We start from the raw sequence: 11,939 nt of genomic DNA, 5'->3' as shown, positions 1-11,939 counted from the left end.
GCAGAAAAACCCACACCCCCCTGCCTATTTCCTCTTGCTGCAGCCCCCAGCAAAATGCCTGAAACCCTTGTGGCGGAAAGCAGTAGGAGTCGAACCTACCTGGGAACGGCTGACGCCCCCAACCGGGTTTGAAGCCCGGCCGCATCACCGGATACGCCTGCCTTCCTCATGGCCCTTCGTCGTGAGCGGCTGCGGACGGGACCGCTGCGCCGTTCGCCTGCCCCTGCTGCCACTGGCTGTCGGGGCGCAGCATGCGCGCATTGCCGACCCGGCGAGTGTAACCGACGCGGTCGAGGAACTCCAAAACCTGGATTGCCCGCTTGCGCCCGAGGCCGACGGCGTCGCGGAACCGTGCCGCGTCGACGCTGCCGTGGTGTGCCACCAGCCCGCTCACCAGGGCGGCCAGCGCCTGGACGTGCGCGTGCGTATAGAACAGGTCGCGCACGACCTGGTGCACCTGGCCCTGGCGCGCCAGCTTGCGCAGCAGTTGCCGCATCGCGTCTTCCGGCACCTGGAGCGCGGCGGCGAGGTCGCGTACCCAGGGGGGATCATAGGCGCCGGCCTCCAGCAGCGGCATCACGCGCGGCTGCAAGGCTTGTTCGGCGGCGCTCAGACTGGCGGAGTGCGTGGGCAGTTGCAGCCAGGCGCCCTGGCGGCGCAGGGCGCCGCGCCCGGCCAGGGCGTCGAGCAGGCCGAGCCAGAGCGGGTCCGGCACCGGCGTGCCGGCGAAGGCGATGCGGCGTAGCGTGCCAGCGTCCGGGCCGGGCTCGTCCGGCTGGCGCGCGTGGAAGGCCGCCAGCGCTTCCAGCACGCGCGTCTGCAGGGCCTGCCAGTGCTCGGCGAGGATGAGGCTGGCCTCGTCCTGGGTCGGCGCGCCGATGCGCAGCGCGTCGGCTGGCAGGCGCCAGCCGCCGGGCGCGCCGGCGGCGAGGCAGCGCAGGCGCGCGACCGTGATGCCGCGCGGCGCCTGCGCCAGCAGCGGCGCCAGGCCGCTGCCGCCGGCCATCTGCTGCAGGGCGCGCAGGTAGGCCAGCCGTTGCGGCGCGCGGCGCCGGCGTTCCGGCGCGAACGGGTCCAGCACCACGCCGCCCCCCACGGTGCGGGTGGCCTGAGGATTGCGCGCGATGAAGCGGTCGCCCGGCCAGGCGCAGAGCGGGGCGGCGAACACGAGCTGGGCGAAGGCCTGCGCGCCGGGCTCGATGGTGTCGCCCTCCAGCAGCACGATGTTGGCAAGCCGGTGCGTGGTGCCCAGGTGGATGTGGAGCGGGGCCCAGTGCGTAAGGCGGTGGCCGCTGCCGGGCAGCAGGGCCAGCCGCACGTCGAGGCGCGTGGTGGGTGCCAGCAGGACCGGGTCGAGCACCCAGTCGCCGCGCGCGATGGCGTCCTTGTCGATGCCGGCGAGATTGAGGGCGCAGCGCTGCCCGGCATGGCCGGCCTCGGCCGGCTGCTGCTGGGCGTGGATGCTGCGCACGCGTGCGGGCAGGCCGGAGGGCGCCAGGCGCACGCTGTCGCCGACGCGGACCTGGCCACCGAAGACCGTGCCGGTCACCACGGTGCCGTGGCCGGCCAGCGTGAACACACGGTCGACGGCCAGGCGGAAGGGGCCGTCGGCGGTACGCGGCGGCAGCGCCAGCGCGGCCGCATGCAGATGGGCGCGCAGCGCCGCCACGCCGGCATCGCCGGCCCGGGTGGCGGCCAGCGCGAACACCGGTGCGCCGGCGAAGGGCGTGTCCGCCAGCAAGGCCGAGATCTCCGCGCGCACGGCCTCCAGCCGCGGCGGCTCGACGCGGTCCGCCTTGCTCAGCGCCACCACCGCCGCGCGTACGCCGAGCAATGCGAGGATGGCCACGTGCTCGCGGGTCTGCGGCATCACGCCGTCGTCGGCGGCCACCACCAGCAGGGCCAGGTCGATGCCGCTGGCGCCGGCCGCCATGGTATGGATCAGGCGTTCGTGGCCGGGCACGTCGATATAGCCGAGCACCTCGCCGCCCGGCAGCGGCGTGTAGGCGTAGCCCAGCTCGATGGAGATGCCGCGTGCCTTCTCTTCCTTGAGGCGGTCGGTGTCGACGCCGGTCAGTGCGCGCACCAGCGTGGTCTTGCCATGGTCGATATGGCCGGCGGTGCCGACGATCATGGCCGCAGGGCCTGCCACTGGGCGACGAAGCCGGCCTCCTCGTCTTCTTCCAGGCAACGCAGGTCCAGCCACAGGGCCTGTTCGCCGATGCGGCCGATGACCGGGCGCGGCAGCGCGCGCAGGGCCGCTTCCAGGCGCTGCAGCGGCTTGCCCGCGCCGGCGCGCCGGCCGGCCGCGGCGGCGATGCGCAGGCCGTGGCTGGGGACCTGGCTGAGCGGCAGCGCGCCGCTGCCGATCTGGCTGAACATCGCTGCGGCCTCGATCCGGTACTCCGCGCCCAGCGCCGGTGCCAGCAGCGGGCACAGGCGCTGGGCCTGGGCCTGCAGCGCGGCGGCGGGACGGGTCAGCAGGCGCAGGGTCGGCAAGGTCTGCGCCAGCAGCTCGGGCGCGCGGTACAGCCGCAGCACCGGCTCCAGCGCGGCCAGCGTCAGCTTGCCCACGCGCAGCGCGCGCTTGAGCGGGTTCTTCTTGATCTTGCGGATCAGGTCTGCGCGGCCGACGATCAGGCCGGCCTGCGGGCCGCCCAGCAGCTTGTCGCCGCTGAAGGTGACCAGGTCGGCGCCGGCGGCGATGGTCTCGCGCACCGTGGTCTCGCCGGGCAGGCCCCAGCGGCGCAGGTCGACCAGGGTGCCGCTGCCCAGGTCCACCACCACCGGCAGGCCGTGCGGGCGGGCCAGCGCCACCACCTCGTCCACCTCCACGCTGCGGGTGAAGCCGGTGATCTGGTAGTTGCTGCAGTGCACCTTCATCAGCAGCGCGGTGCGCGCGCCGATCGCGCCGGCATAGTCGTGCGGATGGGTGCGGTTGGTGGTGCCGATCTCGACCAGGCGCGTGCCGGCGCGCTGCATGATGTCGGGAATGCGGAAGGCGCCACCGATCTCGACCAGTTCGCCGCGCGACACCACCACTTCGCGCCGCTGCGCCAGCGTGTTCAGCATCAGCAGCACGGCGGCGGCGTTGTTGTTGACCACCGTCGCCGCCTCGGCACCGGTCAGCTCGCACAGCAGGTCTTCGACCAGGTCGTCGCGGTCGCCGCGGCCGCCGCTGTCGAGATCGAATTCCAGGTTGGCCGGCGCGGTCAACGCCCGTGCCACCTCGGCCACCGCTTCCTGCGGCAGCAGGGCGCGGCCCAGGTTGGTGTGCAGTACCGTGCCGGTCAGGTTGTAGACGGCGCGCAGGCGCGGGCGCGCGGCATCGTCCAGGGTGGCCGTCAGCGCCTGCGCCAGCGCGGCGTCTTCCAGCGCCGGCCGCAGCAGCTGCCCGGCCACGGCACGCGCGCGGCAGTCGTCGAGCAGCCGGCGCAGCGCGGCGGTCACCTGGCTGCGGCCGTAGCGCGCCAGCAGCGGTTGCAGGGGTTCGGCGTTGAGCAGGCGGTCGACCGAGGGGATGTCCACCGGCCCCGCCAGCAACGGCGCGCTAGCGTCCATCGGCGGCCTCCCGGCCCGGCTGCCACAGCAGCGGATTGGCGCTGGCGCGGGCATAGCCGGCCTCGCCCATCAGCACGTCCAGGGTCAGCGTGGCGAGGTCGTCGGCCAGCGGCTCGACCTGCGGATCCTTTTCCATGTAGCAGATCTTGCGGTAGCTGTGGCAGTGGTCGCAGGACTCGGCCTTGACCGCTTCGCCGGCGCCCTCGACGGTGTAGTAGGCGATGCCTTCGGTGGATTCGCAGTGGCTGCACTTGACGCGCACCATGTGCCACTCGCTGGCGCACAGGCCGCAGTGCAGGTAGCGCAGGCCCTGGTAGCGGCCGCCGATGCGCACGATGCTGGCCACCGGCAGCGAACCGCACACCGGGCAGACGCCGGCCACCTCCAGCAGCGGCACGTCCTGCTCGCGCAGCTGCCCAGCCTGGTGCGTCCAGCTGACCTGCAGCGCGGCCATCAGGAAGGGCGCGAGGGCGGCGTCGATGCCGTCGTCGCGTCCGGCCAGCAGGGCCTGGACCTGGTCTTCCAGCTCGCGCGCCGGCAGCGTGCCGAGGCGCGCCAGCGCCTGCCGTGCCGGCGGCGGCAGGGCAGGCGCCTGGTCGAGCCGGCTGAGCAGGCCGGCCAGCGCGCCGCGCCAGGCGCCGTGGCCCTGGCCGCCGGCCGCGGTCAGCGGCGGCATGCCGTGGGCCAGCGCCAGTTCGATGTCGCGCGGATCGGGCGCCGGAACCGCCAGGGTCTGGGCGATTTCATGCTGTGCCGCCGCCAGCACGGCCATGGCTTCGAGGTAGGGGCCGATCGGATTGCCGCCGCTCAACTGCCGCAGCCGGGCGGCGCGGGCGGAGAAGACATCGCCGTGCCGCGGCAGGCGCAGCCTGGCCAGTGCGACGTGGTCGAGCGACTCGATTTCGTGGGGTTGCAGGATGCGCTGCGCCATGGGCGGTCCACCGAGGGGAGGGGAGCCGGCCGGCGCTCGCGCATCCGGCCGGCGCTATTTGTCGCCTTGCCGGAAGACCTCGCGGAACCATCCGCGATGGTGCTTCCAGGCCCATCCGCGCGTCACCGTGCCACGCGTCATCGCTCCGACCGTGCCCTGGATCCACAGCGCCGCATAGATGTGGACAATGATGCCGCAAATCAGCACGAAGGCGCAAACGGCATGCAGCAGCGAAGCGGCACGGATCATGCCGACGGGAAAGTACTGCGAGAAATAGGTGCGCCAGATCACCATGCCGCTGGCCAGCAGCAACAGCAGGCTGATCACCATGACGAAGAACAGCAGTTTCTGCCCGCCGTTGTAGCGGCCGACCTCGGGCAGCGCCTCCTCGCGGTTGTTGACCACGTCGCCCAGGTGCGCCAGCCAGGCGCGGTCGGCGCGCGTCAGCAGGTTGTGGCGCCACATGCGCAGCGCCAGCACGGCGAAGGCCAGCACCATGACGATGCCGAGGAACGGATGCAGGATGCGCGTCCAGGTGCCGCCGCCGAACAGGTTGCTCAGCCAGAACATCGACGGGTGGAACAGCGCCAGTCCCGACAGCGCCAGCAGCACGAAGGCGATGGCGACGATCCAGTGCGTGGTGCGCTCGCCGGCGGTGTAGCGGACGATCAGGCCGGGCTTGTCAGCGGGCTTCATGGTGGTCCTCCCGGTCTTGCTGCGGCCCCGGTTCGCGGCCCTCCAGGGCCTGGCCGGCTGCCTCTTCGTCCTCCGGCCCGGTCTCGTTGGGTCCGACGCGGATGTAGTGGAAGAAGCCCGCCAGCGCGGTCAGCACCATGCCGGCCACCGCCAGCGGCTTGGCCACGCCTTTCCACAGGCCCACCAGCGGGCTGATGCGGGGCTGGTCCGGCAGCCCGTGGTAGAGCGAGGGCTGGTCCGCATGGTGCAGCACATACATCACATGGGTGCCGCCCACGCCGGCCGGGTCGTACAGGCCGGCCTTGTCGAAACCGCGCGACTTCAGGTCCTCGATGCGCTCGGCCGCGTGGTCTTTCATCGCCTCCTTGGTGCCGAACACGATGGCGCCGGTCGGGCAGGTCTTGACGCAGGCCGGCTCCTGCCCCACGCCCACGCGGTCGGAGCACAGCGTGCACTTGTAGGCCTTGTGATCGGTCTTGGACAGGCGCGGGATGTTGAACGGGCAGCCGGTGATGCAGTAGCCGCAGCCGATGCAGTTCTCCTCGTGGAAGTCCACGATGCCGTTGGTGTACTGCACGATCGCGCCAGGCGAGGGGCAGGCCTTCAGGCAGCCCGGATCCTCGCAGTGCATGCAGCCGTCCTTGCGGATCAGCCACTCGAAGTTGCCATTGGGATTCTCATACTCGGCGAAGCGCATCACGGTCCACGACTGCGCCGACAGGTCGGCCGGGTTGTCGTAGACGCCGACGTTGGTGCCGACCTCGTCGCGCAGGTCGTTCCACTCCATGCAGGCCGCCTGGCAGGCTTTGCAGCCGATGCACTTGGTGGTGTCGATCAGCTTGGCGACCTCGCCGGAGGCCGTCTGGCGCGCCTGCGGCGGCGGCGTGGTGGTGGCCGAGCGGCGCTTGATGTCCAGGGATTGCAGTGCCATCGCGCCTCTCCTATGCCTTCTCGACCTTCACCAGGAAGGACTTGAATTCCGGCGTCTGCGAGTTGCCGTCGGCGACGAAGGGCGTCAGCGTGTTGGCCAGGAAGCCGGGCCTGGCCAAGCCGGTGAAGCCCCAGTGGATCGGCACGCCGACGGTGTGCACGGTGCGGCCGTCGATCTGCAGCGGCTTGATGCGCTTGGTCACCAGTGCCACGGCCTTGATATAGCCGCGCTTGGAACTGACCTTGACACGGTCACCGGCGACGATGCCGATCTCCTTGGCCAGCGCCTCGCCGATCTCGACGAACTGCTCGGGCTGCAGCACCGCATTGATGCGGGCGTGCTTGGTCCAGTAGTGGAAGTGCTCGGTCAGCCGGTAGGTGGTGGCCACGTGCGGGAAGGCATCGGCCTTGCCGAAGTTGGCCCAGTCGCCGGGGAAGACGCGCGCGGCCGGATTGCTGACGGCCTCGGGGCGCTTGCCGTTCATCAGGTTGTAGCCGAGCGGGGTCTCGAAGGGCTCGTAGTGCTCGGGGAAGGGGCCCTCGGCCATATTGGCGCGGGCGAAGAAGCGCGCCACGCCTTCGGGCAGCATGATGAAGGGCCCCATGCCTTGGCCCGGGTCTTCGTCGATCTTGAAGTCCGGCACATCGGCGCCGCCCCAGCTCTTGCCGTTCCAGCCGATCAGCTTGCGCGCCGGATTGAAGGGCTTGCCGGCCGTGTCGCAGGAGGCCCGGTTGTACAGCACGCGCCGGTTGGCCGGCCAGGCCCAGGCCCAGTTGAGGGTCTGGCCGATGCCGGTGGGATCGGCATTGTCGCGCCGCGCCATCTGGTTGCCGGCCTGGGTCCACGCGCCGCAGAAGATCCAGCAGCCGCTCAGCGTGCTGCCATCGTCGCGCAGCTCGGCGAAGCCGGACAGCTGCTCGCCGGCGCGGTGCAGGATCTTGGCCGGGTCCTTCGGATCGGCGAGATCGGTGAGCGCGCGTCCCGAATACTCCTTGGCGATTTCCTCGGGCGTCGGGCTGTCCGGCCGGGCATAGGGCCACGACAGCTTGACGATGGGATCGGGGAACTTGCCGCCGTCTTTCCGGTACAGCTCGCGCAGGCGCAGGAACAGGCCCGACATGATCTCGATGTCGGTGCGCGCCAGTCCGGGCGGCTCGGCGCCCTTCCAGTGCCATTGCAGCCAGCGCCCGGAATTCACCAGGGAGCCGTCTTCCTCGGCGAAGCAGGTGGTCGGCAGGCGGAACACCTCGGTCTGGATCTGCGCCGGGTCGACGTCGTTGTATTCGCCGGCGTGGCGCCAGAATTCGGAGGTCTCGGTGGCCAGCGGATCCATCACCACCAGGAACTTCAGGCGCGACAGCCCGCGCATCACCTTGGCCTTGTTCGGTGCCGCGGCCAGCGGGTTGAAGCCCTGCGCGATGTAGCCGGTCATCTTGTCCTGGTTCATCAGCTCCACGACCTGCAGCAGGTCGTAGGGCTTGTCGAGCTTGGGCAGGTAATCGAAGGCCCAGCGGTTCTCCGCGGTGGCGGCGTCGCCCCACCAGGCCTTCATCAGGCTGACGTGGAACTTGCCGTAGTTCTGCCAGTAGCTGAGCTGGTTGGGCCGCAGCGGCTTGGAGGCGCGTGCCTCGATGTACTGGTCGTAGTCCTGCTCCTGCTCGGTCGGCAGTGTCATGTAGCCGGGCAGCAGGTTGGACATCAGGCCCAGGTCGGTCAGCCCCTGGATATTGGAGTGGCCGCGCAGCGCGTTCATGCCGCCGCCGGCGACGCCGATATTGCCCAGCAGCAGCTGCACCATGGCGCCGGTACGGATGATCTGCGAGCCGATCGAGTGCTGCGTCCAGCCCAGCGCATACAGGATGGTCATGGCGCGCGTGGGCACGGCGGTGGAGGCCAGCAGGTCGCACACGGCCTGGAACTTGTCGCGCGGCGTGCCGCAGACCCGTTCCACCATCTCCGGCGTATAGCGCGCGTAGTGCTGCTTGAGCAGGTTGTAGACGCAGCGCGGATGGCCCAGCGTCGGGTCGGTCTTGACGAAGCCGTCCTCGCCCTTCTCGTAGTCCCACGAGGCCTTGTCATAGGTGCGCTTCTCGGCGTCGTAGCCCGAGAACAGGCCGCGTTCGAAGGAGAAGTCCTCGCGCACGATGAAGCTGAAGTCGGTGTAGTTCCTGACGTACTCGTGCTGGATCTTGTCGTTGGCCAGCAGGTAGCGGATCACGCCGCCGAGGAAGACGATGTCGGTGCCGGTGCGGATCGGCACGTAGAGATCGGCCACCGAGGCGGAACGGGTGAAGCGCGGGTCGACCACGATCAGGCGCGCCTTGTTGTGCGCCTTGGCCTCGGTCACCCACTTGAAACCGCAAGGGTGGGCCTCGGCCGCATTGCCGCCCATGATCAGGATCACGTCCGCGTTCTTGATGTCGACCCAATGGTTCGTCATCGCTCCACGGCCGAACGTCGGGGCAAGACCTGCCACCGTCGGGCCGTGTCAGACACGCGCCTGGTTGTCGAATCCCAGAATGCCGAAGCTGCGGACGACCTTGTGCGTCAGGTAGCCGACCTCGTTGCTGCTGGCCGAGGCGGCCAGCATGCCGGTGGTCAGCCAGCGGTTGACGGTGCGGCCGTCGGCCGTCTTCTCGACGAAGTTGGCGTCGCGGTCCTGCTTCATCAGCCGGGCGATGCGGTCCAGCGCGTCGTCCCAGGCGATCGGCTGCCACTTGTCCGAGCCCGGCGCGCGGTACTCGGGCTGCACCAGGCGGCTGGGACTGTGCACGAAGTCGATCAGGGCGGCCCCCTTGGGACAGAGCGTGCCGCGGTTGACCGGATGGTCGGGGTCGCCCTCGATATGGATGATGCTGGCCTTGGCGTTCTTGGCGCCGTCGCCCAGGCTGTACATCAGCAGCCCGCAGGCCACCGAGCAGTAGGGGCAGGTGTTGCGCGTCTCGGTGGCGCGCGCCAGCTTGTAGGCGCGTACCTCGGCCAGTGCGGTGTCGGGCGCGAAGCCCATCAGCGCCAGGCTCGAGCCCGCTAGCGAGGCGCCAGTGACCTTCAGGAACTGGCGCCGGTTCATCATGACCATGGGGACACCTCCTCGTCATGGCGCCTTGGCTGAGCGCAGGCGACATCGCTGATCCAGTATAGGCCAAGTGGCGCAACACCCACTATGGGGATCTGCCCCGACTTCGGCCGCGGCGCGTGCGCCCGGTGCGGTGCAGCATGGCGGGGCGGGAGCGTCAGGCGGCCAGCGCGGCGACCTTGCGCAAGGCGTCCTCCAGCGCCGGCAGCGCGATCGAGCCCAGCGCGAGGCGCAGGGCCTGCGGCACCGCCGGCCCGGCGCAGAAGGGCTCCGCCGTCGTCACCAGCACGCCCTGTCGCGCCAGCGCGGCCGCCACGCCGTCGGCGCGCCGGTCGTCGGAGAGCGCCAGCCACAGGTAGTAGGCACCCGGGTGGGCGGTGATCGCGCAGCCCTGCAGCAGGCGCCGTGCCAGCCGCTGGCGCTGCCGCGCGTCGCGCCGCTTGCGCATCTCCAGCGCATCGACGGTGCCCGACTCGATCCAGCGGCAGGCGAGCGCCACCATCAGCGACGGCGTGTTCCAGGTCGACACGCGGATGGCGCGCTCCAGCGCCGGCACCAGTCCGGGCGGCGCCGCCACGAAGCCCAGGCGCAGTCCCGAGGCGACGCTCTTGGACAGCCCCGACACGTAGAGCGTGCGCTCCGGCGCGTGGCAGAAGACCGGGGCGGGAGCGGGTTCGGCCAGGAAGGCGTAGGCGCCGTCCTCGATGATCAGCAGGTCGTGCCGCCGCGCGATGGCGGCCAGCCGGGCGCGCTCGGCCTCGGGCATCACGTGGCCGAGCGGATTGTGCAAGGTCGGCATGGTGTAGACGGCGCGCACCGGGCGGCGCCGGCACAGCGCCTCCAGCCGGTCGAGGTCGGTGCCGCCGGTGCCGCCGCTGCCGCCGCTGCTGATGGGCAGCGGCGCCAGCTCGAGGCGGCAGGATTCGGCCAGCGTCTTCATGCCCGGGTAGGTCAAGGCGTCGATGGCCAGCAGGTCGCCCGGCCGCAGCAGCGCCATGGCGGCCACTGCCAGCCCCTGCTGGGCGCCGTTGACGATCAGCACCTGCGCGGCCGGCACGCGGATGCCCCGGTTGCGCAGGTGGCGCGCGACGGTCTCCCTTTCGTGCGGGCGCCCGCCCTGCGGCGCCGAGTGCAGCAGGGCGTCGAGATCGCCCGAGGCGGCGATGGCGCGCAGGCCCTCGCGCAGCAGTTCCGCCTGATCGGGCAGCGCCGGATAGTTGAAGGTCAGGTCGACCGCGCCGGAGGGCAGGGGCCGTTGCTCCAGCCCCAGGCCGCGCGGCAGGGAGGTGTCGCGCACGAAGGTGCCGCGGCCGGTTTCGCCCACCGCCAGGCCGGCGGCCTCCAGCTCCGCGTAGACGCGCGAGGCGGTGGCCAGGGCGATGCCGTGCTGCCGCATCAGTTGCCGCACCGCCGGCAGGCGCGTGCCGGGCGGCAATTCACCGTCGTGGATGCGCGCGGCGAAGGCATCGACGATGCTGCGGTAGCGGGGCGGGGCCATGGGTGTCGGCGGGCGAGGGGAGAGCGGGTGAGCGGGCGGGGTGTATCTAGGACAATTTCTTGTTCGTACTGCATCGGGAGTCTACGCTGCGGCCATTCCCTTCGCCACCTTCTTGCGCCGACCCACGATGCCCGATCCCGCCACCCTGTCGCTGTTCTGCGGCGCCGTCCTGATGCTGATGCTCTCTCCCGGCCCCAATACGGCCTTCGTCATGGCGCATGGCGCCGCCTGCGGCCTGCGCGGTGGCGTTGCCGCGGCGCTGGGCATCGCCGGCGCGGACCTGTTGCTCACTGCCTTGACCGCGAGCGGCGTGACCGCCGTGGTGGTGGCCTGGGCGCCTGCCCTGGACCTGATCCGCTACGCCGGCGCGGCCTACCTGCTGTGGCTGGCCGCCAAGGCGCTGCGCCCGGCGCGCGGCGCCGGCGGCGGGGGCGGCACCGCGGCAGGCGCCAGCCGGCCGGCGGGGGCCGCCGCGGTGTTCGTGCGCGGCCTGCTGAACTGCCTGCTCAATCCGAAGGCGCTGCTGTTCTTCCTGGTGTTCCTGCCGCAGTTCGTGGTGTCGGGGCAGGGGCCGGTGGCGTCGCAACTGCTTGTGCTGGGCGCCCTGCTCTCGGCGATCAGCCTGCTCTACCACGCCTTGCTGGGCGCGCTCGGCGCGAGCCTGCGGCGCCTGCCGCGAGCGCGGCCCGGGCTGGCGCGCCTGCAGTCGGTCGCGCTGGCCTTGCTGATGGCGGGCCTGGCGGTGCGCCTCCTGCTGCAGCGCGCGGCATGAGGGCGGACGGGGCGGGCGCGGCTGCCTTGCGGTCACTTCGTCCCCTTCGTCCCCTTCGTCCCCTTCGTCCCGTTCCCGTGAAGTCCTTCCTCTCGTTTCCCGACCCAGGCAGACCATGTATATCGCCGCCTTCATCTACCGGCCCGGACAGGCCGATGACACCTTCCGGCAATTGAGCGCCGTCCTCGACGAAATCGCGGCAGACCTGCCCGGCTTCGCCGGCGCCGAATCCTGGCGCTCGGCCGACGGCATGCTGGTCAACGCCAGCTACTACTGGCACGACCGCGCCGCGCTGGAAGCCTTCGCCCGCCATCCGCGCCATCTCGAGGCCAAGCGCCAGTACCGCCGCTGGTACGAGGGCTACCACGTGGTGGTCTCGCATGTCGAGCGGGCCTACGGCGACGGCACGCTGGCCCATCCGGTGCCGGACAGCCGCCGGGCGGGCGGCTGAGGCGGCCGGGGCCGCGCGCATCG

General features: G+C 71.3%; 9 protein-coding genes and 1 tRNA gene. 2 read left to right on the top strand and 8 right to left on the bottom strand.

All coding sequences use genetic code 11. From position 1 onward, the window contains the following. Positions 1-70: 70 nt before the first annotated feature. From BKK79_RS40825 to BKK79_RS35595, 8 genes are all read right to left on the bottom strand, one after another. Positions 71-166, bottom strand: a tRNA-Sec gene (locus BKK79_RS40825). Beyond that, entirely contained in the window at positions 167-2,134 is a 1,968-nt protein-coding gene (selB, locus tag BKK79_RS35630) for a selenocysteine-specific translation elongation factor (protein WP_071040197.1), read from the bottom strand. It abuts the tRNA gene before it with no gap. Continuing rightward, positions 2,131-3,561, bottom strand: a complete 1,431-nt coding sequence (selA, locus tag BKK79_RS35625) for an L-seryl-tRNA(Sec) selenium transferase (protein ID WP_071040196.1) — start codon at positions 3,559-3,561, stop codon at positions 2,131-2,133. The genes selB and selA overlap by 4 nt, the downstream gene beginning before the upstream one ends. Continuing rightward, a complete protein-coding gene (gene fdhE, locus BKK79_RS35620; protein WP_071019106.1) occupies positions 3,551-4,492 on the bottom strand; it encodes a formate dehydrogenase accessory protein FdhE in 942 nt (313 codons plus the stop codon). Before fdhE ends, selA begins: the two co-directional genes overlap by 11 nt. Before the next feature lie 54 nt (positions 4,493-4,546). Further along, positions 4,547-5,188 carry a formate dehydrogenase subunit gamma gene (locus tag BKK79_RS35615; RefSeq protein WP_071019108.1) on the bottom strand — a complete coding sequence of 214 codons (642 nt, stop codon included), beginning with the start codon at positions 5,186-5,188 and terminating at the stop codon, positions 4,547-4,549. Then, positions 5,175-6,119, bottom strand: a complete 945-nt coding sequence (fdxH, locus tag BKK79_RS35610; protein ID WP_071019109.1) for a formate dehydrogenase subunit beta — start codon at positions 6,117-6,119, stop codon at positions 5,175-5,177. The genes BKK79_RS35615 and fdxH overlap by 14 nt, the downstream gene beginning before the upstream one ends. A 10-nt stretch (positions 6,120-6,129) precedes the next feature. Then, positions 6,130-9,198, bottom strand: coding sequence for a formate dehydrogenase-N subunit alpha (gene fdnG, locus BKK79_RS35605; protein WP_156811456.1), 3,069 nt, complete (start codon positions 9,196-9,198; stop codon positions 6,130-6,132). A 154-nt stretch (positions 9,199-9,352) separates the two neighbouring features. Beyond that, complete coding sequence (locus BKK79_RS35595) at positions 9,353-10,693, bottom strand: aminotransferase-like domain-containing protein (RefSeq protein WP_071040195.1); 1,341 nt, start codon at positions 10,691-10,693, stop codon at positions 9,353-9,355. Between the two features lie 127 nt (positions 10,694-10,820). On the opposite strand from BKK79_RS35595, the gene BKK79_RS35590 reads away from it, so the two are divergent. Both BKK79_RS35590 and BKK79_RS35585 read left to right on the top strand, forming a co-directional pair. Continuing rightward, entirely contained in the window at positions 10,821-11,465 is a 645-nt protein-coding gene (locus tag BKK79_RS35590; RefSeq protein ID WP_071040194.1) for a LysE family translocator, read from the top strand. 115 nt (positions 11,466-11,580) lie between these two features. After that, a complete protein-coding gene (locus tag BKK79_RS35585) occupies positions 11,581-11,916 on the top strand; it encodes an antibiotic biosynthesis monooxygenase family protein (RefSeq protein WP_071019119.1) in 336 nt (111 codons plus the stop codon). The last annotated feature ends 23 nt before the right edge of the window (positions 11,917-11,939 follow it).

The organism is Cupriavidus sp. USMAA2-4, from assembly GCF_001854305.1.
Taxonomy (GTDB): Bacteria; Pseudomonadota; Gammaproteobacteria; order Burkholderiales; family Burkholderiaceae; genus Cupriavidus; species Cupriavidus malaysiensis.
This window is presented reverse-complemented; position numbering and strand designations above follow the sequence as displayed.